The organism is Photobacterium sp. SP02, assembly GCF_038519165.1.
In the GTDB taxonomy this organism is placed as follows: domain Bacteria; phylum Pseudomonadota; class Gammaproteobacteria; order Enterobacterales; family Vibrionaceae; genus Photobacterium; species Photobacterium halotolerans.
On the sequence record NZ_JASJOJ010000025.1, the window covers coordinates 14,157 to 39,777 of the forward strand.

The 25,621-nt window shown below is 49.2% G+C and carries 22 protein-coding genes; 14 read left to right on the forward strand and 8 right to left on the reverse strand.

Annotated features, from left to right (window positions below; translation table 11 throughout):
* The first annotated feature begins 104 nt into the window (after positions 1-104).
* On the forward strand, positions 105-1,532 hold the full coding sequence (locus tag P0Y67_RS12365; protein WP_161446763.1) for a DEAD/DEAH box helicase: 1,428 nt from the start codon (positions 105-107) through the stop codon (positions 1,530-1,532).
* Positions 1,533-1,600: 68 nt separating this feature from the next.
* Here the strand turns inward: P0Y67_RS12365 and P0Y67_RS12370 are convergent, their stop codons facing one another.
* From P0Y67_RS12370 to P0Y67_RS12390, 5 genes are all read right to left on the reverse strand, one after another.
* Positions 1,601-2,251: a lysophospholipid acyltransferase family protein gene (locus P0Y67_RS12370; RefSeq protein ID WP_342392104.1), complete on the reverse strand. Its 651-nt coding sequence runs from the start codon at positions 2,249-2,251 to the stop codon at positions 1,601-1,603.
* 7 nt (positions 2,252-2,258) lie between these two features.
* Positions 2,259-3,191, reverse strand: coding sequence for a phosphatidate cytidylyltransferase (locus P0Y67_RS12375; RefSeq protein ID WP_342392105.1), 933 nt, complete (start codon positions 3,189-3,191; stop codon positions 2,259-2,261).
* Positions 3,184-3,879: a CDP-alcohol phosphatidyltransferase family protein gene (locus P0Y67_RS12380; RefSeq protein WP_342392106.1), complete on the reverse strand. Its 696-nt coding sequence runs from the start codon at positions 3,877-3,879 to the stop codon at positions 3,184-3,186. The genes P0Y67_RS12375 and P0Y67_RS12380 overlap by 8 nt, the downstream gene beginning before the upstream one ends.
* Positions 3,880-4,297: 418 nt before the next feature.
* Positions 4,298-4,693, reverse strand: a complete 396-nt coding sequence (locus P0Y67_RS12385; protein WP_342392107.1) for a rhodanese-like domain-containing protein — start codon at positions 4,691-4,693, stop codon at positions 4,298-4,300.
* Positions 4,694-4,712: 19 nt separating this feature from the next.
* Complete coding sequence (locus P0Y67_RS12390; protein ID WP_342392108.1) at positions 4,713-5,489, reverse strand: sulfite exporter TauE/SafE family protein; 777 nt, start codon at positions 5,487-5,489, stop codon at positions 4,713-4,715.
* 79 nt (positions 5,490-5,568) lie between these two features.
* On the opposite strand from P0Y67_RS12390, the gene P0Y67_RS12395 reads away from it, so the two are divergent.
* The 6 genes from P0Y67_RS12395 (at position 5,569) to P0Y67_RS12420 (ending at position 10,645) form a co-directional block, all read left to right on the forward strand.
* On the forward strand, positions 5,569-6,450 hold the full coding sequence (locus P0Y67_RS12395; RefSeq protein WP_342392109.1) for an MBL fold metallo-hydrolase: 882 nt from the start codon (positions 5,569-5,571) through the stop codon (positions 6,448-6,450).
* Positions 6,451-6,526: 76 nt separating this feature from the next.
* Complete coding sequence (locus P0Y67_RS12400; protein ID WP_342392110.1) at positions 6,527-6,949, forward strand: YeeE/YedE family protein; 423 nt, start codon at positions 6,527-6,529, stop codon at positions 6,947-6,949.
* Between the two features lie 4 nt (positions 6,950-6,953).
* A complete protein-coding gene (locus P0Y67_RS12405; RefSeq protein ID WP_342392111.1) occupies positions 6,954-7,379 on the forward strand; it encodes a YeeE/YedE family protein in 426 nt (141 codons plus the stop codon).
* A gap of 16 nt (positions 7,380-7,395) precedes the next feature.
* Entirely contained in the window at positions 7,396-7,695 is a 300-nt protein-coding gene (locus P0Y67_RS12410; protein ID WP_027253214.1) for an ArsR/SmtB family transcription factor, read from the forward strand.
* A 596-nt stretch (positions 7,696-8,291) separates the two neighbouring features.
* Positions 8,292-9,473 (forward strand): amino acid permease, encoded by a 1,182-nt coding sequence (locus P0Y67_RS12415; protein WP_342392112.1) that lies wholly within the window; start codon positions 8,292-8,294, stop codon positions 9,471-9,473.
* A gap of 395 nt (positions 9,474-9,868) precedes the next feature.
* Positions 9,869-10,645 (forward strand): phosphorylase, encoded by a 777-nt coding sequence (locus tag P0Y67_RS12420; RefSeq protein WP_027253212.1) that lies wholly within the window; start codon positions 9,869-9,871, stop codon positions 10,643-10,645.
* Between the two features lie 97 nt (positions 10,646-10,742).
* Here the strand turns inward: P0Y67_RS12420 and fusA are convergent, their stop codons facing one another.
* The gene (fusA, locus tag P0Y67_RS12425) at positions 10,743-12,830 is read right to left on the reverse strand and encodes an elongation factor G (protein WP_027253211.1); all 2,088 of its coding nucleotides are present in this window, start codon (positions 12,828-12,830) and stop codon (positions 10,743-10,745) included.
* 379 nt (positions 12,831-13,209) lie between these two features.
* On the opposite strand from fusA, the gene P0Y67_RS12430 reads away from it, so the two are divergent.
* The 7 genes from P0Y67_RS12430 (at position 13,210) to P0Y67_RS12460 (ending at position 22,165) form a co-directional block, all read left to right on the forward strand.
* Positions 13,210-15,036 carry an extracellular solute-binding protein gene (locus P0Y67_RS12430; protein WP_036759852.1) on the forward strand — a complete coding sequence of 609 codons (1,827 nt, stop codon included), beginning with the start codon at positions 13,210-13,212 and terminating at the stop codon, positions 15,034-15,036.
* A gap of 27 nt (positions 15,037-15,063) precedes the next feature.
* Complete coding sequence (locus tag P0Y67_RS12435; protein ID WP_027253209.1) at positions 15,064-16,161, forward strand: microcin C ABC transporter permease YejB; 1,098 nt, start codon at positions 15,064-15,066, stop codon at positions 16,159-16,161.
* Between the two features lie 4 nt (positions 16,162-16,165).
* Positions 16,166-17,212 (forward strand): ABC transporter permease, encoded by a 1,047-nt coding sequence (locus P0Y67_RS12440; protein ID WP_027253208.1) that lies wholly within the window; start codon positions 16,166-16,168, stop codon positions 17,210-17,212.
* Between the two features lie 16 nt (positions 17,213-17,228).
* The gene (locus tag P0Y67_RS12445; RefSeq protein ID WP_342392113.1) at positions 17,229-18,824 is read left to right on the forward strand and encodes an ABC transporter ATP-binding protein; all 1,596 of its coding nucleotides are present in this window, start codon (positions 17,229-17,231) and stop codon (positions 18,822-18,824) included.
* Between the two features lie 427 nt (positions 18,825-19,251).
* Positions 19,252-20,799 (forward strand): alanine/glycine:cation symporter family protein, encoded by a 1,548-nt coding sequence (locus tag P0Y67_RS12450; protein WP_342392114.1) that lies wholly within the window; start codon positions 19,252-19,254, stop codon positions 20,797-20,799.
* A 171-nt stretch (positions 20,800-20,970) separates the two neighbouring features.
* Positions 20,971-21,567 (forward strand): DJ-1/PfpI family protein, encoded by a 597-nt coding sequence (locus P0Y67_RS12455; protein WP_342392115.1) that lies wholly within the window; start codon positions 20,971-20,973, stop codon positions 21,565-21,567.
* Positions 21,568-21,655: 88 nt separating this feature from the next.
* Entirely contained in the window at positions 21,656-22,165 is a 510-nt protein-coding gene (locus P0Y67_RS12460) for a GNAT family N-acetyltransferase (protein WP_342392116.1), read from the forward strand.
* A gap of 67 nt (positions 22,166-22,232) precedes the next feature.
* Here P0Y67_RS12460 and P0Y67_RS12465 read toward each other — a convergent pair whose 3' ends face one another.
* Positions 22,233-24,101, reverse strand: a complete 1,869-nt coding sequence (locus P0Y67_RS12465; RefSeq protein ID WP_342392117.1) for a methyl-accepting chemotaxis protein — start codon at positions 24,099-24,101, stop codon at positions 22,233-22,235.
* Between the two features lie 211 nt (positions 24,102-24,312).
* Positions 24,313-25,416 (reverse strand): phosphoribosylaminoimidazolesuccinocarboxamide synthase, encoded by a 1,104-nt coding sequence (locus tag P0Y67_RS12470; RefSeq protein ID WP_342392118.1) that lies wholly within the window; start codon positions 25,414-25,416, stop codon positions 24,313-24,315.
* Positions 25,417-25,621 lie beyond the last annotated feature (205 nt).

Genomic DNA, 25,621 nt, shown 5'->3' on the forward strand with positions numbered 1-25,621 from the left:
ACAATTATAGGTTGCTACCCGGGAGTGAAAGCCTCAGAATGTCGGACTTTTCGCCGTCAGAGAGTTAGGCGAACATTCACATCATTAACAATTGAGAATCATATATGGGTTTTGCCTCAACAGGTCTTTCTGCGCCAATCCTGAAAGCTATTCAAGAAAAAGGATACGACACTCCCTCACCAATTCAAGCACAGGCTATTCCGGCTGTGTTAGATGGAAAAGACGTCATGGCTGCAGCTCAGACGGGAACAGGTAAAACCGCTGGCTTTACATTACCGATTCTTGAGCGTCTTTATCAGGGCCCGCAGGTTCGCAGTAACCAAGTGCGTGCGCTTATCTTAACGCCGACGCGCGAGCTGGCAGCACAGGTACAGGAAAGCGTGTCTGTCTACAGCCGTCATCTGCCGCTGAGCAGTGCCGTGGTGTTTGGTGGGGTAAAGATTAATCCGCAGATGCTGCGTTTGCGCAAAGGCGCAGATATTCTGGTGGCAACACCAGGGCGTCTGATGGATTTGTATAACCAGAATGCAGTGAAATTTGATCAGCTGGAAGTTCTGGTGCTGGATGAAGCTGACCGCATGCTGGATATGGGTTTCATCCGCGATATTCAAAAAATTCTCAAATTGCTTCCTGCGAAACGTCAGAACTTGCTGTTTTCAGCAACGTTTTCTGAAGAAATTCGCACCCTGGCGAAAGGCCTGGTAAACAACCCTGTTGAAATTTCTGTCAATACCGCGAACTCAACGGCAAGAACGGTTGAGCAGTGTATCTATCCGGCTGATGTGAAGAAGAAAGCGCCTATGCTGGTCAAACTGATCAAGGATGGCGACTGGCAGCAGGTGTTGGTGTTTACCCGTACTAAACACGGCGCAAACCGCCTGGCAGCATTTTTGTCTGAAGAGAAGCTGGCTTCTGCGGCCATTCACGGTAACAAGAGTCAGGGCGCACGAACCAAAGCGCTGGCTGATTTTAAATCGGGCAAAATTCGCGTGTTAGTGGCGACAGACATTGCTGCACGCGGTATCGATATTCCTCAGTTACCACAAGTGGTGAACTTTGAGCTGCCCAATGTGGCGGAAGATTATGTTCACCGTATCGGACGTACAGGCCGTGCGGGCGAGACAGGTAAAGCGATTTCGCTGGTGTGCGCTCAGGAAGCTGACGAGTTGTTTGGCATTGAGCGTTTAATTCAGCAACTGCTGCCGCGTATGGAACTGGACGGTTACAAGCCGAGTAATCCATTGCCGGAGTCTAAGCTGGACTCGCGTCCGATCAAACCGAAAAAGCCGAAGAAACCGAAGTCGAATAAACCGCGCTCAGGCCAGGCTCAAGGTGAGAGAAACAATGCCAGTGGGAATTCTGCGCAAAAGCCAAGGCGCAGAACGAATGGCCAGGCTAATGCTGCAAACAAAAATGGTGCCGGACGTTCTGAAGCGGGTCAATCAGCGGGCAATGCAAGACCTGCCGGTAACGCAGCTGGCGGCAACAAGCGACCTGCTCAGCGTCACAGAGCGCGTCCGCAATCGGCGTAATGCCTTTGTAATGATTCACCCCTGATAACAAGCCTGTCTGAGACAGGCTTGTTGCTTTTGAGCTGGTATTAATTTTCGCTGCTGGTTTGCGTAATGCAATGTTTGGCCAACTCATGATACCTGGCCTGCATGGTATCGACGAAAGCGTTGGCATCGTCAAAATGACTGACCGGCTCACCAATCACCACATCACAGTTAAAGGGCACAAACATAGCGGTGCCTCTGGGTAAAGAACGGCCCAGCCCGCGCATGACCACCGGAATAACCGGGCAGCCCTCATGATCTTTCACTAAATGGTAAATGCCTTTCTTAATGCCGCTCATGGTTTCCGGTTCGCCCCGGCTGCCTTCCGGGAAGATGATCAGTATATCCCCTTGTGCCAATGCCTGATGGCACTCCTGTAATACCGCTTCCCGCTGGCTGGGTGAAGGGGATCGTCTCAGCGGAATAATGCCAATGACGTTCAGCGACAGCCAGGCAACGATTTTATTGGCCAGAAAGTAATCTGCCGCGGCGACCGGGCGAACTTTATGGACGATGGAAATGGGAAACAGCGCCAGTAACACCAGGGTATCTAAATGGCTGTTATGGTTGGCTGCCACCACAACCGGACCATTTACAGGCAGGTTTTGCCGCTGGATGATGTTCAGCCCAAGGCCAATAAATACCAGCGGCTTAACAATGAAGAGGATAAATAACACCTTGAGCACGTGAGCCATGGGATCCTCAATAGTAGAGATAGTAAATGTAATGGAAGAACAGCGGCGCTGTGAACATCAGGCTGTCGATGCGATCCAGAATGCCGCCGTGGCCCGGAATAAACTGGCTGGTGTCTTTGATCTGCAAATCACGTTTCACCGAAGAAATCACTAAATCCCCGATAAACCCACTGAACGCAATAATCATACCGGCTACCAGACCCTGCAGCGAGGTGAGGGGCGTGAGATAGGGCGCGACGAAAGAGGACACCAAAATCACGGTTGCGCTGCCGCCGATAAAACCTTCCCAGGTTTTGTTCGGGCTGACTTTGGGCACTATCTTACGTTTACCAAAGGATTTGCCCCAGACGTACTGACAGACATCGTTAAACTGGGTAAATACCAGCAGAAACAGCAGCATGCCCAAGGATCCGGCGTCCGGGTTCAGGCTTGGCAAGACCAGCAGATAGGCCATATGGCTGATACAAAACACGGTCAGCATCATGGCCCAGTGAATAATACCGGCCGAGCGGATGAAGCCTTTGGTATCGCCAATCAGTACCATCACCATCGGCAGGTACAGGAACACATACACAGGGATGAAAATGATGAACATGCCGTACCAGCCAATCGACAGCCAGTAATATTGAAAGGGAATCGACAGGTAGGCCCAGAAGATCACGCGGCGGTCTGTCATTCGGGTCGGCACGATAGACAAAAATTCTTTCAGCGCCATAAAACTCAGAAAACCGACAAAAAACAGCGTATAGGTTAACGGCAGGTAGAGGACGACAAAAACAATCCCAATCATCCACCACCAGGAACGGATACGCAGCTTCAGTTCAAGGTAATCCCTGTCCGGATGGGCGCGCGATTTCCACAAATACACCAGCGTACCTGTTACCAGTACGGCAATGATGGCGAGCATCAGGTACAGCGAATGGGAAGGAATACTATTCATTGTCTGCGCTTTCCTTATCAGTCTGCTCTGTCGCTTTATAGCGATAAATACCCACCAGACGGCGCCAGGTGGTTATCACAGATCCAACCAGCATGATCGCCAGCGCGGCGTCCAGCGTGTAGGCCAGCACCTCTGGCAGCAAGGCGAACACCTGGCTGACGAACAAGACCAGGAAGCTCACTGTCAGCAGCGCCATTCTGTGCTGTTTGGCCATAGGCCCGCGGAAGTCGGCCGGACAGCCCATGCTGACCCCTAATACGCGAACGTACGCCGTCAGCACGGCGACCAGGGCGCACAGCCATGCCAGTGTCATACCGATATCAGACTGAGTTGCAAAGCCAGCGGCCAGAATCAACAGCGGGTCAGCAAGACGATCGGGCACGTCATTGAATAATTCACCTGCCGGGGTTTTCTTGCCGCCTTCTACAGCGACCATGCCATCGAACAGATTGCACAGCAGCCGCAACTGGATACAGGCTGCAGCGACAAGCAACAGGACACTGAACGCGGAGGCTTTGTACCACAGCATTGAGAGCAGGCCGATGATGGCAAATACTATGCTCATCAGGGAGATCTGGTTCGGTGTGATGTTTTTCTGGCTTAACCAGACTGCAATGCGCTTGGTTAAAGCCGTCTCCCTGACGGCAAGGGGACGCCGGTTAGATTCTGATTCGTGCTGATTCTTCATGTTTATGGCTTATAGAAAAAGAAAGATGAGCTGGCAGACCTGAGTATTAAAGAGCGTTAATCATCTGCGTAAATAAGACGGATGCACGATGGCAGATAAAATGGGCCACAGAATGTCTTCGGTCTTGTCAATCGAACTCGCCAGCAAGGAGACATAAACATAAATGGAATCGATTGAATATCAAGCGATTGATTATGACTTTTTGAACTGCTTTCAAACTAAGAGGATGATATCGGGACAGACAGCAGAGACTCAGCGGGATGGCGGTGCAGTGACAGTCTCTGAGATCATGCTGTGGAGGCCAAAATCTTCCACAGCATGACTGGCACAAGCGAATTGGTTGACTGTCGGGCAGTGCGGTATGTACGGAAGACACTGATCAGGCGCTTGCCTGATAATAAGGCTTCACGTGACTTCACTATGTCTTGGCATTGACCACAGGCAGTTTGGCGTCTTGCCAGGCCTGTATGCCGCCAGCCAGTGAAAACACCCGCGTAAATCCCATTTTTTGCAGCGATTCTGCGGCTAAGGCCGAGCGGACACCGGATCGACAGTAAAGGTAAACAGGCTGCTGAGCCATCACTTCAAGCGGATTGCTGTGATGGGCAACCGCTGGGTGCGTATCAAGCTGCATTTCAAGTACGCCCCGGGAAATATGGATGGCGCCTGGCAGCATGCCTGTGTCGACTTCATGACGTTCGCGAACATCGATTAAAATAATCTCCTGAGTGAGCAGTAACGCTAATTCATGGCAGTGAATTTCTTCAATACTTTGTTTAGCCCGGTTGGCTAAGTCGCGTCCATTGACAAGCATAATCATATTCCTCTTAACCTCAGAGAGTCATCGAAGGGAGCAGTGAAGGCAGTGACTGGTAAAGAATGAATCCTGCCATCAGAATCAAACACACAGAAAAAATACGTTGTAAGCGATGTTGGGGTAACCGCCCGGACAGTCGCTGCCCGGCTAAACTGCCCGCCACACCAATGACAGCCATGATCGCAATCACAGACCAATCCAGCTGGGTGTGTGTAAGAGCAAGGACATCCTGGTATTTCAGAAAACCGATCAACGAGTTCATGACGATGATCACCAGGCTGGTCGCCACCGCAGTTTGCATCGTCAGACCACTGAGCAGTACAAGCGCAGGGACAATCAGAAACCCACCGCCCACTCCGACAAATCCGGTCAGCACCCCGACCAGCAGTCCCTGCAATCCGGTCAACCAATATGACTGAGTCTGAGCGTGAGAGGATGTAAGGCCAACCGGCTGGAACATTCGCCACGCCGCTGCCAACATCACGATGGCAAATACTGTCATCTGGATAGCACCATCCAGATAGCTGGCGAACCAGGCTCCCAGGTAAGTTCCTGCCATACCGGGAAAACCGAACAGCATCACTAAAGACCAGTTCACTAATCGCTGTCTGATACCATTGAATGAAGTGATACTGCTGATTATTCCGACAATAATTAAGGCACTGGCTATTGCTTGTTTCTCTGTCTGTCCCAAACCGTAAGCCAGAATTGGTACCGTGAGAATAGCGCCGCCGGAGCCAAGCATGCCCAGGCTAAGCCCGACAGCTATTGCACCAAAAAAAAGGGTGATCATAGAGACCTCAAAACTTGCTATGATTGTTCGTATATGTGTAATATACGATATATAGATATTAATGCAAAGGAAGAGTCTGATGAATGCGATGATTAAAGCTTTCTATCACACTGACACCAGTACCATAAGTTATGTTGTCTACGACAAACAGGGCGGACACGCTGCCATTGTGGACAGTGTCCTGGATTTTTCGGCTCACTCCGGCAAGGTCTGGACTGCATTTGCTGATCAGCAACTGGCGTTTATCAAAGAACAGCAACTGACTGTCGACTGGATTTTGGAAACGCACGCCCATGCCGATCACTTATCAGCGGCACATTATCTCCGCGAGCAGCTCGGTAGCCCTCTTGGTGTTGGCGAAGGAATCGTCAAGGTACAAAAAACCTTTAAAGCGGTATTTAATATCGCTGACGATGAGTTAATGGCAGATGGTCAGGTCTTCGATCATCTGTTTAAAGATGGTGAGGTTTTTACGATTGGCGCATTAACCGGCAAGGTGATGTCGACACCAGGACACACGAATGACAGTGTGACTTACCTTATTGAAGGTAATGCCTTCGTCGGAGATACCTTATTCATGCCGGACGGCGGTACAGCCCGGTGTGATTTTCCCGGCGGTGATGCAGGTGTGTTGTATGACAGTGTGTCCCGGTTACACAGCCTGCCGGCCGAGACCAGGTTATGGATGTGCCATGATTATCAACCTGATGGCCGGGAGCTGGCTTATGTCACGACAGTTGCAGAGAGCCGCTGTAACAATATCCACATTCACCAGGGCGTAGACAAAGACGCGTTTATTCAGGTGAGACAAGCCAGAGACAAGCATCTGGATGTGCCTAAACTGCTGTATCCATCTGTGCAGGTGAATATACGTGGCGGTCATTTACCGGCTGCCGAGAGTAACGATACAGCCTACATCAAGATTCCGTTAACCCTCGAGCGGCCAAGTCAGGCAGATTGAACCACTCAACGCTGTTTGTGCGCCACTCGGTTGTCGCCAAACTGAAACGATTAACTGCATTAGTGAGAGTAATGAAATGACAGAATTCACACCTTGGACGGCGCTGGCAGGTGGGGCAGTGTTGGGTATTAGCGCACTGATACTGCTGCTGCTGAATGGTCGCATAGCGGGTATTTCAGGTATTGTCAGCGGCGCGATGGATGCCAGTGATCCAAATGTCAAATGGCGTTGGATGTTTATAGTGGGACTGATTATCGGCCCATTGCTGGCTGCCCCTTTTGGAACGTATTTGCCAGAACGTATCGATGCTGGCTGGCCTCTCATCATAGCTGGTGGGCTGCTGGTTGGTGTCGGAACAAGATTAGGGTCTGGCTGTACCAGCGGACACGGTATTTGCGGTATCGGGCGTCTATCTCCCCGATCTATTGTCGCAACAGCAACCTTCATGTTGGTCGCTGTTGTTGTGGTGTTTGTTGTTCGCCATCTGTCAGGAGTGTAAGGGTATGCAGATGTTAATTGCTCTTATTGCCGGTTTATTGTTTGGTGCCGGATTAACGATTTCTCAAATGGTCAATCCGGATAAAGTGTTAAATTTCCTGGATATAGCAGGACAGTGGGATCCCAGTTTAATTTTGGTGATGGGTTCAGCATTGGTTGTTTTTGGGCTGGGGTATCACTTTTTGGTGAAACCCCGCTCAAAGCCTCTGATAGCCGAACAGTTTTATATTCCTGTCAATAAAGTTATCGATAAACCTTTGATTATAGGCGCTATTTTATTTGGCCTGGGGTGGGGGTTAGTGGGGATTTGCCCTGGGCCCGCTGTGAGTAATCTGCTGGGAGGTAATGCTAAAATTTTCGGCTTCGTTATCGCGATGTTGGCGGGAATGCAGTTTTCTGGCACTATCGACCGTCTGCTTAAAAAGTCTTGAAAATTATGAGGGTAGAATGCGGGATTATTCCAACATGGAGGCAAATGTCGAGCAGGCGGTTGAGCTGCTCAAAGCCATGGGCAATCAGCACCGGCTGATGATACTGTGTGTACTCCAGGAAGAGGAATTGTCTGTTTCTCAGCTGAATGAGCGATTTCCTATCCCTCAGTCGTCTTTGTCACAGCATCTGGCCTGGCTGCGCCGGGCCGGTTTTGTGAAAACGAGACGGGAAGCGCAGACTATCTATTACCGGCTCGATAATGCTGCTGTTATCGACATCATCGCGATGCTTCATAAGCATTATTGTGCCGACTGAAGCTGCCTGCTGTGAATTTACCATCAATCTGGGTAAGATTTACTCAGATTGATCTGCTTCTTATGCTCGCCCAAACAGGCAATTTGACCTGTATTCCATTTTTTCCAAGATCAAAATCAAATATTTAAACAATGCAGGTTGTAGTTTGTGCGGTACCTCATTATTTTGCTTCCTGACCGAACGCCTTGCCTTGACCTGGCAAGAGATGAAATATCAGCCAGTTTGGCTGGTTTTTATCAGAAATGACCGAAGTTCTATCGTGTTAGGAGTACGATAAATGACATTACACTGCTCGCTTCCAGGCCAGGCATTATTGCCGGGTAGGGGCGCTATTCTCACCATTTCCCTTCTGAGTGCTTTGCTCAGCCGCTGCGCTTTGACCTTGCTGCCTTTTTCACGCCCGTTTTCTGCCTATCGCCTTCAATTCTTTCGTCGATTTAGATGTTTTGGCCATTGTTAGCCCATACAGAACACAACTGATTGCGCCTGAGTCGTGTCAGAGTGCTTTTAAATAGAATTAAATCAGATAGTTATAAAGATAACGCTTGAGTGCGCTTTTGACATAAGCCGCAGTTAAGGACATGAAGGAAAATTCCGTGAATATGAAATTGTTAGGCAGTTCCCTGATTATTGCAGGTACAGCACTGGGTGCAGGCATGCTTGCCATTCCTATGGTATTGGCCCAGTTTGGCTTACTGTGGGGCACCCTGCTAATGCTGCTGATCTGGGTAGGTACGACCTACGCGGCACTGCTGTTGCTTGAAGCCAGTATCAAGTCTGGTGGTGGCCTGGGCATGAATTCCATTGCCCGTAAAACACTGGGTAAAGGTGGCCAACTGGTGACAAATGGCTTGCTGTACGCGCTCCTTGTGTGTCTGCTGATGGCCTACATTATCGGCGCTGGCGATCTGCTCAAAAAGCTGACCGATGGCCTTGGAGTGGTATTAAGTGCCACGCAGGCACAAATTGCGTTTACCGTGGTAGCGGGTGTTGTTGTTGCTGCCGGAACCGGTGTGATTGACCGGCTCAACCGGCTGCTGTTTGCGGCAATGGTGATCATGCTGGCCATGACTCTGGTGACTCTGGTGCCTGGCATCAATCCTGACAACCTGGCATCGGTTGGCAGCGATAACAAAGTCGCACTCATCAAAACCAGCTCTGTGCTGTTTACCAGCTTCGGTTTTATGGTGGTTATCCCGTCGCTGGTAACTTATAACCCTGAAGCCACTCAAAAGCAGCTGAGAAATATGGTGATTGCAGGTTCTGTCATCCCATTATTCTGTTACCTGTTCTGGCTCTACGCGGCTGTTGGCAATCTGTCGCCTGAGCAACTGGTGGGCTTTGCGAATGTTTCTGAGCTGATTGCTGCGCTGAGTGTGAATCACGGCAGTATGCAGCTGATCCTGTCTGTCTTCACCGGCCTGGCATTGCTGACTTCTTTTCTGGGTGTGGCAATGGCACTGTTTGATCAGAACGCGGATGCCTTTCGCCAGAATCGGGCAGTGACGTATGTACTGACCTTTATTTTGCCTATGCTGGGGGCGATTCTGGCGGCGAATCAATTCCTGTCAGTGCTGAGCTATGCCGGTATCATTCTTGTGTTCCTGGCTATTTTTGTCCCGATGGCAATGACAGTCAAAGTCAGAAAGGATGGCGATGAGGCGACAGTGACACAAAAAGAGGGTAACGAAGCTGTGTATCAGGCGGGCGGCGGAGTCATGGCGCTGGCGCTGAGCTTTCTGTTCGGTTGTTTTCTATTGATGGCTGAACTGATTTAATCAGTGAGTACCGCTAAGATGTAAAAAGGCGCTTCCGATTGGAAGCGCCTTTTTTTGTGGAGCTCAATATCGTATTAGCGACATTGCTTTGAGGATGCTAACGATTTGTTTGACCGAACAAGACCGATATCGTCAGGTGTCGTTTCAGGTTTGACCGAACGCTGAAATAACCTATCTGCAGGAGTAGTGATCTGTTGACACAGAGTAAGCAGCTAGTGACGTATCCTCAAAAAGTTGAGCGAATCTTACCGACTTTCCTTTACTGGTGCTAGGCTTGGGCCTGTTTTCCTGAAGAGACAAAATTCGCCATAACGTAAACTTTTTTATACACACTTTTCTCCTATGACACGCATGCCAAGTTAGAGTATCTTGGTTAAAAAAGATGGGATATGGATATGAACTGGAAACTTGCGGATCAGGTGGCTGCAAAGGCACTGGCAGAAGGTAGCCTTATGCCAATCGCCACAGAAGCGGAGCAGATTGAAGAACAGGGTGTCCGTTATCTTGGTCACCTGGTCACAGAGAATGCGGGCAAGAAGTTACTGAATCTGACGGCTAAGCATACCTCTAACCCCTTTCTGCCCTACGAGAAATCTATGTATGTTTGCGAAGCAGGGGAGCACCATGTGTGTCTGCTTAATAAGTTTCCCGTTATCTCGCCACACTTGCTGATTTGCTCAAAAGATTTTGTGCCCCAGGAGTCACCTTTAAGCTGGGAAGATTGGCATGCCTGGCTGGGGGGATTTACACACTCAGATGTGCTCGGCTTTTATAACAGTGGGCCGTTAGCCGGAGCGAGCCAGTCACACCGTCACATGCAGTTGGTCCGAAGTGACATTCCGCTGGAAAAAGTGATCGCGGGTGGAAAGCTGCCATTTGCTCACTGGTTGTATCTGGTTGAAGCTATGACCACTGATGAGCTGTACGACGCCTATCTGAAGGGGATGAAAGCCTTGTCGCTCTTTAATGAGGCGGACGATGCGTGCAAGCCACATAACATCCTTTTGACTGAGCGCTGGCTGCTGATACTGCCTCGTACCGCTAATAATGTGCAGGGGCTTTTTGCCAATGGTATTAACTACAGCGGACGTTTCCTGGTAAAACAAGCAGAACAGCTGGTGTGGTTACAGGAATACGGTTTAATGCGGTTTTTACGTGAATGCAGCGAGTAAATCACAGGCTGGGAATTAGGAACGCATCTGTTGTTACAGCCCTAAAAAAACCCCAGCCTGAGCTGGGATTTTTTTGTCGTTACGTTAAGAAAATAAATTATTTCTTAGCGTTACGCTCTTTCACTTCTGCGATAACTGCTTCAGCAACGTTCGCTGGGCATGCAGAGTAGTGAGAGAATTCCATTGAGAACTGACCACGGCCAGAAGTCATGGTGCGCAGGTGACCGATGTAGCCGAACATCTCAGACAGAGGTACGTCAGCTTTAATACGAACACCCGTTGCAGCTGCAACCTGATCTTTGATCATACCGCGACGACGGTTCAGGTCACCGATAACATCACCAACGTGATCTTCCGGAGTGAACACGTCAACGTGCATGATAGGCTCAAGCAGCTGAGCACCCGCTTTAGGCATAGACTGACGGAATGCGCCACGTGCAGCAATTTCAAACGCTACAGCAGAGGAGTCAACTGCGTGGAAACCACCGTCGAACAGCTCAACTTCAACGTCCAGCACTGGGAAGCCAGCCAGAACACCAGTACTCATCATACCAGCGAAGCCTTTTTCGATTGCAGGCCAGAATTCTTTAGGAACGTTACCACCAACAACGGTAGAAACGAACTTGAAGCCAGAGTTTGCTTCGCCTGGTTTGATACGGTAATCGATCTTACCGAACTGACCAGAACCACCAGACTGCTTCTTGTGCGTGTAGCTGTCTTCGATTGCTTTGGTGATAGTTTCACGGTAAGCAACCTGTGGAGCACCTACAGTCAGTTCAACACCGTGAGTACGCTTCAGGATGTCAACTTTGATGTCCAGGTGCAGCTCACCCATACCTTTCAGGATGGTTTCGCCAGAATCTTCATCAGTTTCAACTTGGAATGATGGATCTTCTGCGATCATCTTACCCAGTGCGATACCCAGTTTCTCAGAAGCTGTTTTGTCCTTAGGAGCAACAGCGATAGAGATTACTGGATCTGGGAAGATCATTGGTTCCAGAGTACATTCGTGCTTAGGATCACACAGAGTGTGACCAGTCTGAACGTTCTTCATACCAACGATAGCGATGATGTCACCTGCTTGCGCAGCATCCAGCTCGTTACGGTCGTTAGCGTGCATTTCCACCATACGGCCAACACGCTCAGTTTTACCTGTCGCAGAGTTCAGGATGGTGTCACCCTTCTTCAGCTTACCAGAGTAAACACGTACGAAGGTCAGGGCGCCGAAACGGTCATCCATGATCTTAAACGCAAGCGCACGGAATGGTTCGTCAACAGAAACGGTAGCAACTTTACCAGTTGGTTCACCAGTTTCTGGATCAGTCAGATCCTGAGGGTCAACTTCTGTTGGGTTTGGCAGGTAGTCAACAACGGCGTCAAGCAGCAGCTGCATACCTTTGTTCTTGAACGCTGAACCACAGTAGGTTGGGAAGAAGGCCAGATCACGAGTACCTTTACGGATACAACGTTTCAGGTCTTCGATAGAAGGCTCTTCACCTTCCATGTAAGCTTCCATCAGGTCGTCGTCTTGCTCAACGGCAGTCTCGATCAGCTCTTCGCGGTAAGCTTCTACGTCATCAACCATATCCGCTGGGATTTCTTTGATTTCGTAGTTTTCTGGCTGACCTGAATCGTCCCACACGTATGCCTGGCGAGTCAGAACGTCAACAACACCAACGAAATCGTCTTCGCGGCCGATAGGCAGGGTCATAACCAGAGGGTTAGCGCCCAGAACTTTCTTCACTTGCTCAACAACGCTGAAGAAGTCTGCGCCCATACGGTCCAGTTTGTTAACGAAGATCAGACGAGATACTTCTGATTCGTTCGCGTAACGCCAGTTAGTTTCAGACTGAGGCTCAACACCACCTGAACCACAGAATACACCTACACCACCGTCAAGTACTTTCAGAGAACGGTAAACTTCAACGGTGAAGTCAACGTGTCCCGGAGTATCGATAACGTTAAAACGGTGGTCTTTCCAGAAACAGGTAGTCGCAGCTGACTGGATGGTGATACCACGCTCTGCTTCCTGATCCATGAAGTCCATGGTAGAAGCACCGTCGTGTACTTCACCCGTACGGTGGATTTTACCGGTCAGCTTCAGGATACGCTCAGTGGTAGTGGTTTTACCCGCATCTACGTGCGCGAAAATACCAATGTTTCTGTATTTAGATAGATCTGCCATTGTTTTTCTCTATATGAACAATTGTTGTCACATGTCAGGGTGGGGAGTATAGCACTACTTACAACTATCAGAACATAGATCTGAGTAATTTAATGAGTATTCGTTGGCTTTTAACCCATTGATTCAGGCAGGAACTGGATGATTGCTCAATAAAAATACAGAAAATGTCTGTTAACTGATTGTGACAAGGTGTTGCATCCCTGTCGGGCAGAGCAACAAATTTCTTGATGATATGCCCAGCGATTCAGGCGGCGTGTTTTCTTATGGTATATATTTGTGTTACATGTCAGTGTTCGTCATTGATAACTCTTACAATAATGAAAAAGAACGATTTTCTGGCGTTGGCTGGGTGGTTAGGTGAAGTTGCCTTGGAGGGGATATGAAGAATGGATTGACTGTAAGCCTGTCAATAATGGCTGGATTATTGCTGGGAAGTACCAGTGCACTGGCACAAGAGGTGATAGAAACCACCAGTTTAGTGGGGTTTGGTACGGCAAAGTACGCACCTGAATTTAAACACTTTGACTATGTCAATCCGGATGCGCCAAAAGGCGGAGCCATCACCTATGCGGAAGTAGGAACATACGACAGTTTTAACCGCTATGCATCAAGAGGGGTTTCGGTCGCCGGCGCGGACGAAATGTATGACACCTTATTTGCACCAGCGAGTGACGAAATTGACAGCTATTACCCGTTAATTGCAGAAAAAGTACGTTATGCCGACGATTTTTCCTGGATGGAAATTGATATCAACCCTAAAGCGCGATTTCATGACGGCCAACCTATTACAGCGAAAGATGTCGCCTTCACCTTTGATAAGTTCATGGCTGAGGGTGTGCCTCAGTTTCGTGTGTTTTATAAAGAGGTGAAGTCAGTGACGGCGGTATCGCCGCTGACCGCGCGGGTTGAAATGTCTGTTGCCAACAGGGAAAAACTGTTTTCTCTGGTTGAAGGCATGAACGTCTTACCGGAACATTACTGGAAAGACAAGAAACTCAGCGAGCCGCTCAACGAACCACCGATTGGCAGCAGTGCGTACAAGGTAACCAGTTATCAGTCGGGTCAGAGTGTGACTTACTCCAGAGTGAAAGATTACTGGGCGGCCAATCTTCCGGTGAATGTCGGGCGGCATAATTTCGACACCATCCGGTACGACTACTACCGTGATGATACTGTGACCCTGGAAGCGTTCAAAGCCGGAGAATATGACTTCCGTCAGGAGAATGTCGCCAAGTTCTGGGCCACTCTCTATGAGGGCAATAATTTTGATAACGGTTATATAAAGAAGGAAGAAATCCCGCACGAAATCCCTCAGGCGATGCAGGCGTTTGTCTTTAATACTCAGCGCCCTGTATTCAGTGATGTCCGGGTCAGGGAAGCGCTCAATTACGCCATGGATTTTGAGTGGATGAATAAAACGCTTTTCTATAACCAGTATTCACGTTCCCGCAGTTTTTTCCAGAATACCCCCTATGAAGCAAAAGGCCTGCCCACGCCTGCTGAGTTGAAATATCTGGATCCGTTGAAAGACAAGATCCCGGCACGTGTCTTTACTGAATCTTACCAGCCGCCGGTCACTGATGGCTCAGGCCGTGTTCGTGCACAATCGCGTAAAGCGTTTGCATTGTTAAAGGCTGCGGGCTGGGAGCTGAAAAATCAGGTCATGACCAATGTGAAGACCGGGGAGCCTCTGGCTTTTGAGTTGCTTATCTACAGCCCGACCTCGGAGCGCATCGCTATTCCGCTACAGAAAAACCTGAAGCAGCTGGGTATCGAGATGAAAATCCGTACGGTTGACACTACGCAGTACATCAAGCGCCTGCGTGACCGGGATTTTGACATGGTGTCTTCCGGTTACAGCGCGAATGCCTACCCGACACAGAATCTGCTGATTGCCTGGAACAGTAACTATCTGGACTCCACCTATAATACTGCCGGGGTTCAGGATCCGGCTATTGATGCGCTGACAGAACAAATCGCTGCGCATCAGCAAGATCCTGCCGCGCTGGCGGCATTAGGCCCGGCGCTGGACCGGGTGCTGCAATGGAACTTTTTTGTCATTCCCCAGTGGCATTTAAGCAAATTCCGTGTAGCGACCTGGGATAAATTTGATCGTCCTGCGGTCCGACCTAAGTATGCACTGGGTGTTGATACTTGGTGGGTGGATACGGCCAAGGCGGTCAAGTTGCCGGAAAAACGCCGTTAATCAAAACGTGGAAACAGGTAGAGCAGTATGACGGCATATATTATCCGGCGCCTTTTGCTGGTGATCCCAACGCTCTGGGCGATTATTACGATTAACTTTTTCGTGATTCAGATTGCACCGGGCGGGCCTGTAGAACAGGCAGTGGCACAGCTTGAAGGGCATACTTCCGGCATTATGGAGCGCTTTACCGGCGGCGGGCAGGAAGTGCAGCAGTCGGAAGGTTCGCAGCAAAACGGCAATGGCGGAACGGGCTATCGTGGTTCCCGTGGTCTGGATCCGGAAGTGGTGGCAGAAATACGTAAGCAGTTTGGTTTTGATAAACCGCTCTGGGAACGTTATGTCGATATGCTGACGAATTATATTACCTTCAATTTCGGCGAAAGCCTTTTTCGTGGCGGCAATGTGATTGATCTGATTATCGAACGGCTGCCGGTGTCGATTTCGCTGGGTCTGTGGAGCACCTTGATCATTTATTTCGTCTCTATCCCGCTGGGGATTGCGAAAGCGGTGAATCATGGTAGCCGTTTTGATATCTGGAGCAGCGCATTAGTGATAGCCGGGTATGCGATTCCCGGTTTCCTGTTCGCCATTGTATTGATTATTTTCTTTGCCAGCGGTAATTATTTCAGCTGGTTTCCGTTACGGGGATTGTTTTCGGCTGATTTCGATCAGATGACCTGGTATCAGCAAGTCGGTGATTACTTCTGGCACCTTGCGCTGCCCATCTTTGCCATGGTCATTGGCGGTTTCGCGACGCTGACTATGCTGACCAAAAACTCGTTTCTGGATGAGATCAACAAGCAATACGTTGTCACCGCCCGTGCGAAAGGGCTCGATGACAGAAGCATCTTATATAAGCATGTGTTTCGTAATGCCATGCTGATTATTATTGCCGGTTTTCCCAGTGCGTTTATCAGTATTTTCTTTACCGGCTCTATGCTCATTGAAGTGATGTTTTCGCTGGAGGGAATTGGCTTACTGGGCTTTGAATCAACGATTCAGCGTGATTACCCCGTGGTATTCAGCTCGCTTTATATCATGACATTGCTGGGACTTATCCTGAATATCATCTCTGACCTGACTTATACCCTGGTCGATCCACGTATTGATTTCGAGGCCAGGTAATACCATGAGAAAGACATTCGCAACTTTGTTTACCTTCAATCCACTGACAAAAGAGCGCTGGGCCCGGTTTAAAGCACACAGACGCGGCTACTGGTCAATGTGGCTGTTCGCCGTGCTTTTTATTATCAGCCTGTTTGCTGAAGTGATCGCCAACGATAAGCCCTTGTTCGTCAGCTTCAAAGGGGACTGGTATTTTCCGATAACCGAACAGTACGCCGAAACGCAATTTGGCGGTGAGTTCGCCACAGAAGCCGATTATACCGATCCGTATGTGCAGGAATTGATCAACGAAGACGGCTATATGATCTGGCCACTGATCCATTTCAGCTATGACACGATTAACTACAACTTGTCCGGTCCGGCGCCCTCTGCACCGGACAATGTGAACTGGCTGGGGACAGATGATAAAGGCCGCGATGTGCTTGCTCGCATCATTTACGGTTTTCGGATATCTGTGCTGTTTGGTTTTGCGCTGACGGTGATCTCAACCATTGTCGGTGTCATGGTCGGAGCCGGGCAGGGTTACTATGGCGGCTGGCTGGATCTGTTTGGTCAGCGTTTCATCGAAGTCTGGTCAGGTATGCCGACTTTGTTCTTGCTGATTATCCTGTCCAGTTTCGTAGAACCTAACTTCTGGTGGCTGCTGGGTATCATGGTGCTGTTTAGCTGGATGGGGCTGGTGGGCGTTGTGCGGGCGGAATTTCTCCGCTGCCGGAACCTGGATTATGTGCGTGCCGCGCAGGCGCTGGGCGTGAATGACAGGCGCATAATGCTCCGTCATATGCTGCCAAATGCTATGGTGGCCTCACTGACTATGATGCCTTTTATTCTCAGCGGGTCAGTGACCACACTGACATCACTGGACTTCCTCGGGTTCGGTTTGCCTGTGGGTTCACCGTCTCTCGGTGAATTGCTTGCTCAGGGTAAAACCAACCTTCAGGCACCCTGGCTGGGGCTGTCTGCGTTCGTTGTGCTTTCTATCATGCTGAGCCTGTTGGTGTTTATCGGCGAGGCGGTGCGCGATGCTTTCGACCCACACCATCAATCGTAATGACCGGGATACTGCAATGAGTGATGCTTTACTGACTATTGAAAATCTCTCTGTGGGCTTTGCCAACGGTAAGCCTGTCCGCCCGGTAACAGAGAAAGTCTGCCTGACAATCAAGCGGGGAGAAACCCTGGCACTGGTGGGGGAAAGTGGTTCTGGCAAGTCTGTCACGGCCAATGCCATTCTGCGCTTGCTGCCGAAAGCGTCGGCGCGTTATCTGGACGGTCATATTTATTACGATGGCGTGGATATGCTGCGGTGTAGTGAACGCCAGATGCGCGGGTTACGCGGAAACAAAATCGGCATGATCTTTCAGGAACCTATGATGTCGCTGAACCCGCTGCATAAAATAGGCCGCCAGCTGTGTGAAACGCTGTCTATACACAAGGGAGTGCGTCAGAGGCCGGCAGAGAAACGTGCGCTGAGCTGGTTAAAAAAAGTGGGTATCCGTAACCCCGAGCAGCGTATGTATGCCTATCCTCATGAGTTGTCAGGCGGTGAGCGCCAGCGTGTAATGATTGCCATGGCGCTGATCAATGAGCCTGATCTCCTGATTGCGGATGAGCCAACGACCGCTCTCGATGTTTCTGTTCAGGCCCAGATCCTCGATTTGCTGAAAAATCTGCAGCAGGAACTGGGCATGGCCATGCTTTTTATTACGCATGATTTGAGTATTGTGCGAAAAATTGCCGATCGGGTAGCGGTGATGCAACTCGGGCAGTTAGTGGAAACCAATGAGAAAGATATCCTTTTTGCGTCGCCTTCCCATCCTTATACCCAGAAACTCATTAACTCTGATCCCACCGGCGAGCCCGTTCCGGTGATCGGGAATCCTTCCGCGCTGTTTGAAATAGATAAATTACGTGTCTGGTTTCCCGTGAAAGGGGGGATTATGAAACGCGTTATCAGTCATATTAAAGCCGTGACTGATGTGAGCTTCCAGCTTAAGCAGGGGCAGAGTGTCGGGCTGGTCGGGGAAAGTGGCTCAGGGAAGTCGACGACCGGGATGGCGATACTTAGATTGCTCAACAGCGAAGGGAGTATTCGTTTTGACGGCCAGGAGATCAGTCATCTTAACCGCAAAGGCATGTTACCTTTTCGCAGTCGTCTGCAAGTCGTATTTCAGGACCCGTTTTCCGCACTGAATCCAAGAATGTCTGTGGCGCAGATTATTGGCGAAGGCCTGAAAGTCCATCAGAGTTTATCTGATGAGGAAGAAGATGCCGCGATCTGTCAGGCGATGAAAGATGTAGAGCTGGATCCATCCACCCGTTTTCGTTATCCCAATGAATTTTCAGGTGGGCAACGCCAGCGGATAGCCATAGCAAGGGCGCTGGTATTGAAACCTGAGTTTATTCTGCTGGATGAACCTACCTCCTCACTGGATCGCACCGTGCAGCATCAGGTGCTGAATTTACTGAAAGAATTGCAGATGAAGTACGGCCTGAGTTACCTGTTTATCAGCCATGATCTGAATGTCGTGAAGTCATTGTGCCACTATACCTTGGTATTAAAAGATGGCTGTGTGGTAGAGCAGGGGCCAACCCGTCAGCTGTTCAGCCACCCCGAAGCTGAATATACCCGCCACTTAGTGAATTTGTCTGCGGTTAACTGATATCCACTCACTGTTACCTATTCTAAGCTGAACTGCTTTTTTTGGGAGGCAGTTCATGCGTCTTATTTCACATGAATGCTTTTGATAGCATATGCTTGCAATACAGTATTTTGTGTCTGTTGATGCCTGATCAGTATCTGTCACGGCCTCTTTATGCTGACATGCTGCACATTATTGACATCTTTTGTGAATCACCTGGCTAATACTTATACAAATTATCACAGGCCTAACTGGTGATGATTGGTGGGGTATGCCGTATTTATCGTTAATCATAGTTTCAATGACTGGATGTTGTGGATTTGTTGCTATTTGATGCCTGCATCAAGCAAATCAATGCTGATGAAATAAAATTCTTAACAATCAGGTTACAATTTGCGTATTATACTGCTCGAGTTGTAACCAAACAGACTATAACAGGGAGACTCATATGCAGTCATTGGTCGATTTTATTAACGGGATAATATGGAGTCCGGCATTGATTTATCTTTGCCTGGGTGCCGGTTTATTTTATTCCATCACAACACGTTTTATGCAGGTTCGCCATTTCGGCGAAATGATCCGCCTGCTGTTCGCTGGTCAGAGCTCGGCAAAGGGGATTTCCTCATTCCAGGCACTGGCGGTTTCACTGTCAGGTCGTGTCGGTACAGGTAACATTGCAGGTGTTGCTGCCGCCATCGGTTTTGGTGGTCCGGGTGCCGTATTCTGGATGTGGGTTGTAGCCTTCCTGGGTGCTTCTACAGCTTATTATGAATCAACGCTTGCTCAGATCTACAAAGTGGAAGACGAAGGTCAGTTCCGTGGTGGCCCTGCGTATTACATTGAAAAAGCAATGGGTCAGAAGTGGTATGCATGGATCTTTGCGATTTCGACAATTGTCGCTTGTGGTCTTCTGTTACCTGGTGTGCAGTCAAACAGTATCGGTAACGCGGTTGAAGCAGCATTCGGTTCTGGTGATGTGATCGAAACCACTTTAGGTACATTCAGTTCTGCGAAGATCATCACTGGCGCGATTGTATGTGTGGTACTGGCTTTCATCATCTTTGGTGGTGTTAAGCGTATTGCTCACTTTACTCAAATCGTTGTTCCTTTCATGGCGCTGGGCTATATCGTTATTGCCTTCGTTGTTATCCTGCTGAACATTGACATGGTGCCAACTGTGTTCGCCACTATAGTGGGTGATGCCTTCTCGCCAATGGCGGGTGTCGGTGCGGCTATCGGCTGGGGCGTGAAGCGTGGCGTTTACTCCAATGAAGCCGGTCAGGGTACAGGTCCGCATGCAGCAGCAGCGGCTCAGGTTGATCACCCTGCTCAGCAAGGTATGGTGCAAGCGTTTTCTATCTACATTGATACGCTGTTGGTTTGTAGTGCAACGGCATTCATGATTATCATCACAGGTGCGTTTAACGTCCATGGTGCTGAAGGCGCATTCCTGGTTCAAAACCTGCCTTCGGACATTGCTGCCAACAGCCCGGTATTTACTCAGATGGCGATTGAAACAGCAATGCCTGGTCTGGGTAAACCATTCGTGGCAATTGCACTGTTCTTCTTCTCATTCACGACAATTCTGGCGTACTACTACATTGCAGAAACCAATGTTGCGTACATCCACCGTACCATTCATGTACCAGGCCTGATGTTTGTACTGAAGCTGTTCTTGCTGTCTTCCGTATTCTACGGCGCAGTGAAAACCGCCGATCTGGCATGGGCGCTGGGTGATGTCGGTGTTGGTCTGATGGCGTGGCTGAACATCATCGGTATTCTGATCATCTTCTTCATGGCAAAACCAGCGCTGAAAGCGTTGAGAGACTATGAAATGCAGAAGAAAGCCGGTGTGAAAGAATACGTATTCGATCCAGTGAAATTAGGCATCAAAGGTGCTGATTACTGGGAAGAGCGCATGAAGCGTAAAGGCCAGAAAGCGCCAGACCTGGGTGAAGATTCCTCTACAACAGGTACAGCGAAATCAACCTTATAATGTGAATTGACAGACATTCACTAACTATCAAAGGCCAGCATTTGCTGGCCTTTGTTGTTTAAGGCGTTTACTCAAATAAAGCAGTGCAAGGCACACTTACTTATACATTCTGATGCTTATGTGTTAACTTTTTCCGTCGGAAAGTACAAGCAGCTTGGCGGGTATGAGTATATGTATCAAATAGCTATCGTCATTTTTGATGATTTCACGGATATCGATTTCTTCTTACTACGGGATATTTTGGGAAGAAGTCAGATGGACTGGGCCGTCAAAATATTAGGCACTAAGCCGTCCCATATATCTTCTTTAGGAATGGAAGTAAAAACAGACGGGCATGTTGCAGAGACCTCGGAGGCCGATGTTGTGTTATTCAGCAGCGGTTACAAAGGGGTGCCGGCGGCGTTAAATAATCCTGAGTTTATGGCATCGCTTAAGCTGGATCCTCAAAATCAGCTTATTGGGTCAATTTGTGCAGGTGCGTTTATTCTGGCCAAACTGGGGCTGCTGGATGGCATTACGGCAACGACTCATCCGGATGCAAAATCAGCGCTTGAAGCTGAAGGTATTCATGTCCTGGATAAGGCGCTGGTAGTACATGGAAATCTTGCCACAGCAGGTGGGTGCTTGTCGCAATTGTACCTTACAGGCTGGCTGGCAGAGCGTTTGTATGGTGTGGATAAACGTCGGGAAATTCATCGGCAGCTTATTCCTGCAGGCCAGTCAGAAATGTTTGAAGCATTAATCAGCCGTACACTTTCAGAAGCATGACTACCTGAGGGCTGGATGTGCTGTCATTCAACATAGTGAAAATGGATGATTATTGAATCTTAAGGCAGTCTTTAAGAGGTGATTCAGGATGAATTTAGAAACACAACAATTAGTATTAGAGCCCATTACTGAAACAGACTGGCCGCTTTTTAAGGCGCTTCATACGATACCGGCCGTGATCGAAAAATGTTTTGATGCGCCATCTGATGATGAATTAACGGAAAAATTTCATGCGCGTCTTCAGGCGTGGGCGCCTGAAAGCGGCGCATGGTTAACCCTTGTCATCAAAGAAAAAGTGTCGGGTGGCAAGGTCGGCATAACCGGGTTTTTTGTTGATTCAGGTATTGCTGAAATGGGTTATCTGCTGATGCCTGAGTTTTATGGCAAAGGCTATGGCACAGAATCCCTGCGTGCAGTGATTCACTGGGCGGAAGAAGCACTGGGGCTTACCTTGTTCAGAGCTGTGGTAACAGAAGGCAATATTGCTTCAGAACGAGTGCTGGAAAAATGTGGCTTCAGGTTACAGCAGAAAATTCCTGAAGCATACGAAATTGGCGGTGAGCTGTACGCGGATCATGTTTATCAGCGAGCGTCATAGGCTTTATCTCAGAAAGCCTGGTTCGTGAAAGGAAAGCCGCCAGTCGGTACCGGCGGCTTTGAATGGCTTACACAGTAAACTGCTTCATCAGTGCGTTTTGTTCACGCACGTTCTTTATCTGGGTTTCCATCGCCACACTGGTTTCATTGGCGGTTTCAGCAACCTGAACCGACAAGTCCTTAATATTGATGGTATTGCCATTAATATCCTCAGCAACCAGGCTCTGCTCCTCAGCCGCCGAGGCAATTTGTATATTCATATCGTTGATCTGCTGAATGGCTTCACGAATACGCGACAGTGCTTCATCGGCTTCCTGCGCGGTAGCGACGGTTTCGCTGGCCGTGTTTTTACTCAGCGCCATGGTGCTGGTGGCTGAACTGGCGCCTGCCTGAAGTTGCTCAATCATCTGACGGATTTCTGTCGTGGATTGCTGCGTGCGTTGCGCCAGTGTCCGGACTTCATCGGCAACGACCGCAAAACCCCGGCCGGAATCGCCAGCCCTTGCAGCTTCAATGGCAGCATTCAGCGCCAGCAGGTTCGTCTGATCGGCAATGTCATTGATCACCTGAAGAATACGCTCAATATTACCCGTGGCAGATTCCAGCTCTTTGACGACATCGACAGCCTGATCAATTTGATCAGACAAATCATGAATCGACACAGATGTCCGGGAAACGATATTCCCGCCTTCCTGTGCAGCCAGCTCTGCCGCTGAAGCTGCAGACGCAGCACTGTGTGCATTGTCTGCCACGTTAGCCGATGTTGAAGCCATTTCATTCATGGCCGTTGCCAGCAGTTCAAGCTGCTGCAGCTGGCTGTTCATCGCCTCGGATGAACGATTGGCGCCCTGAGCCGTCAGCTCAGTGCCCTGCATAATGTCGTTACTCAGCGCTTGCGAGCGTATGATCTGTTGCTGCATACGTTCAGTGAACTGATTAAAACTTTGTGCCAGAGCCGCAAATTCCGGCTCGGTATTGGTGCTCAGACGCTGGGTCAGATCGGCCTGTCCGGTGGCAATGTTTTTCATGGCCTGATTGATAACATCCAAAGGACGCATCAGACGTTTAACCAGCAAGAAGACAGCCACGAAACCGATAACAATGAACAGCAGAGAATAGGTGATGGCGTTGTTCTTAATTTGATCAACAGCGGCAAAGGCAACGTCATTTTTCAGGACCGCACCAATATACAGTGTCTGTCCTTGTACTTTATGGAAGCTGATATTGACGGATTCATTATCAAGCACCGTATCTAACGGCTGCTCTGAGATTTGTATACCGGGATACGCTTCCGACAGCGGTTTGCCGTTCACCTCTTTGTCAGGGTGCGCGATGATCACATCTTTCTCCGAGACCAAAAAGAGATAACCGGCATTAAACAAAGAGGCCTGGTTAATCAGGTTGGCAATTTTACTCATGCTGACATCAAAGAAGATGGCGCCGATAAATTGGCCGTTGTCTTTAATTGGTGCAGCAAAAGAGACCAGAATTTCGTTTGTGACCGAATCCCGGTATGGCGATGTAATGATCATATGCCCGGCTTCTTTTGCCTGAGTGTACCAGGGGCGAGCGCGGGGATCCCAGCCTGGTGCGGGTTTCCACGCTGGGTCACTGATGATGGAAGAACCGTCGCTTTCGAACCCTATGCCGGTCAGTTCAAAAGTATTATTGAGCACAGGCTGGCGGATAATCTGGCGAATACTGTCAGGGGATAAATTTTGCTCGACGATCCCAGCGGTGATATTGGCTAATTTCGTCCGGCTGGCTATCTCTGTGACTAAGGTTTGATTCACGCCGGATACGATTTCATCAATGCTGTTGTCTACCAGCTTATGCACATCATCCCTGGTGTGAACGTACTGGATGCCGGAAAGCAGAACTAAAGCGGCGAACAGTATTGCCGACGAAGTGGCAACGATTTTGTGGCTAAACTTCATGGAGTCCCTCAACTACTGTAATTGCTATTATTGTTCTTCCATTGTCGGCGCTGACACAAAAAGTCTTAATAGCAAAAATATGTAATTGTGATGAGTGATAAATATTAGCAATGATTTTGTGAGGAATAATGCATTCCTGCTCCGAATATTAACCCAGGACTCAATGAAAAAGGGCAGCAATAAGCTGCCCTGATATTCCATTAAGGGAATATTAGTCGATCAGGCCATACTCATTGCGTAGTACAGTAATGATTTCTTCCTTCGGATTACCACTGAGCTCAATTTTCTTACCTGTGACTTTCTCGGCAATGCCGGTATAAATGCGGGAAACCTGCATCAGGACATCTTCAGGCAGCGCATTGTCACGAGCCAGTGCTTCACGCTCATCCATGCGTTCTTTGTTCAGCAGAATGTCCGGATCAGGGAAGTGGTTCAGCAGCAACTGACGGAAATCTTCTTTAGAGTTTTCGACAATCTTGCCTTCGCGGTATGAAGGGCCATCCCAGATGCGGGAGGAGTCCGGCGTGCCGACTTCATCCATGTAGATCATCTTTTCCTGACCTTGTGCATCGGTGACATAACCGAACTCAAATTTTGTATCAACAAAAATCTGGTCAAGTTGCGCTAACGCGTCGCTGATAACGCCAAACCCTTCTTTCAGCAGCACTTCGTAGTGATCAATATCTTCAGGCTGGCTGAAATTGAACGCCTGATAATTGTTCAGCAAGTCGTTGCGCGTGACATTGACGTCATCCACAGCAGGCACGCCCGGAATGTCGTGCAAAATCCCTTTGGTGGATGGGGTGATCAGAACCTCTGGCAACTTCTGATCTTTGGTCAGGCCGTCAGGCACCTGAATGCCGCAAAACTCGCGGTCGCCGTTCGCATAGGCACGCCACATGGAGCCTGTGATGTACTGGCGGCAGATAGCTTCTACTTTGATTGGGCGGGCTTTCTGAACTATCCAGACAAACGGGTGAGGGATATCCAGAATATGGCTGTCTGCCAGGCCTTTCTCGCGGAACAGGCGAAACCAGTGATTGGAGATCGCATTCAGTGCCGCACCTTTACCCGGTACACCTTTCAGGCCACCTTCACCATGCCAGATGCAGTCGAACGCAGAAATACGATCGCTGATAACCATGATTGCCAAAGGCGCATCCGGGCGAACATTGTAGCCTTTCTCTTCAATCAGCCGGCGGCTGTCTGCCTCAGTCAGCCAGTATACGGAGCGGACTTTACCGCTGTGAACCGGCTGGTCGGTACGGATTGGGAGATCATCATTTACAGCAAGAACTTGATCAGCAAGGCTCATGGTGAAGTTCCTATTTCAAGAGTCAATTCGATGAAAATCGCTGTTTGGGTGTCGCCCAATCAGCGCATATCCTGTTGGCGAGGCAGATGATAGCAGAAGTGTTTTCGCCTTTCAGCAAAAAAGCAAACGTTTGCCTTGATGTTTCTCTGAGTGACGCTAAATGCAACAGTACCGCCATTTTGCCTGAATTTTCAGCGGTAATCGC

Excerpts from the sequence above, each read along its gene's own strand:
- P0Y67_RS12365 (WP_161446763.1), top strand. The coding sequence starts at position 105 with ATGGGTTTTGCCTCAACAGGTCTTTCTGCGCCAATCCTGAAAGCTATT.
- P0Y67_RS12370 (WP_342392104.1), bottom strand. The coding sequence starts at position 2,251 with ATGGCTCACGTGCTCAAGGTGTTATTTATCCTCTTCATTGTTAAGCCG.
- P0Y67_RS12375 (WP_342392105.1), bottom strand. The coding sequence starts at position 3,191 with ATGAATAGTATTCCTTCCCATTCGCTGTACCTGATGCTCGCCATCATT.
- P0Y67_RS12380 (WP_342392106.1), bottom strand. The coding sequence starts at position 3,879 with ATGAAGAATCAGCACGAATCAGAATCTAACCGGCGTCCCCTTGCCGTC.
- P0Y67_RS12385 (WP_342392107.1), bottom strand. The coding sequence starts at position 4,693 with ATGCTTGTCAATGGACGCGACTTAGCCAACCGGGCTAAACAAAGTATT.
- P0Y67_RS12390 (WP_342392108.1), bottom strand. The coding sequence starts at position 5,489 with ATGATCACCCTTTTTTTTGGTGCAATAGCTGTCGGGCTTAGCCTGGGC.
- P0Y67_RS12395 (WP_342392109.1), top strand. The coding sequence starts at position 5,569 with ATGAATGCGATGATTAAAGCTTTCTATCACACTGACACCAGTACCATA.
- P0Y67_RS12400 (WP_342392110.1), top strand. The coding sequence starts at position 6,527 with ATGACAGAATTCACACCTTGGACGGCGCTGGCAGGTGGGGCAGTGTTG.
- P0Y67_RS12405 (WP_342392111.1), top strand. The coding sequence starts at position 6,954 with ATGCAGATGTTAATTGCTCTTATTGCCGGTTTATTGTTTGGTGCCGGA.
- P0Y67_RS12410 (WP_027253214.1), top strand. The coding sequence starts at position 7,396 with ATGCGGGATTATTCCAACATGGAGGCAAATGTCGAGCAGGCGGTTGAG.
- P0Y67_RS12420 (WP_027253212.1), top strand. The coding sequence starts at position 9,869 with ATGAACTGGAAACTTGCGGATCAGGTGGCTGCAAAGGCACTGGCAGAA.
- fusA (WP_027253211.1), bottom strand. The coding sequence starts at position 12,830 with ATGGCAGATCTATCTAAATACAGAAACATTGGTATTTTCGCGCACGTA.
- P0Y67_RS12430 (WP_036759852.1), top strand. The coding sequence starts at position 13,210 with ATGAAGAATGGATTGACTGTAAGCCTGTCAATAATGGCTGGATTATTG.
- P0Y67_RS12435 (WP_027253209.1), top strand. The coding sequence starts at position 15,064 with ATGACGGCATATATTATCCGGCGCCTTTTGCTGGTGATCCCAACGCTC.
- P0Y67_RS12440 (WP_027253208.1), top strand. The coding sequence starts at position 16,166 with ATGAGAAAGACATTCGCAACTTTGTTTACCTTCAATCCACTGACAAAA.
- P0Y67_RS12445 (WP_342392113.1), top strand. The coding sequence starts at position 17,229 with ATGAGTGATGCTTTACTGACTATTGAAAATCTCTCTGTGGGCTTTGCC.
- P0Y67_RS12450 (WP_342392114.1), top strand. The coding sequence starts at position 19,252 with ATGCAGTCATTGGTCGATTTTATTAACGGGATAATATGGAGTCCGGCA.
- P0Y67_RS12455 (WP_342392115.1), top strand. The coding sequence starts at position 20,971 with ATGTATCAAATAGCTATCGTCATTTTTGATGATTTCACGGATATCGAT.
- P0Y67_RS12460 (WP_342392116.1), top strand. The coding sequence starts at position 21,656 with ATGAATTTAGAAACACAACAATTAGTATTAGAGCCCATTACTGAAACA.
- P0Y67_RS12465 (WP_342392117.1), bottom strand. The coding sequence starts at position 24,101 with ATGAAGTTTAGCCACAAAATCGTTGCCACTTCGTCGGCAATACTGTTC.
- P0Y67_RS12470 (WP_342392118.1), bottom strand. The coding sequence starts at position 25,416 with ATGAGCCTTGCTGATCAAGTTCTTGCTGTAAATGATGATCTCCCAATC.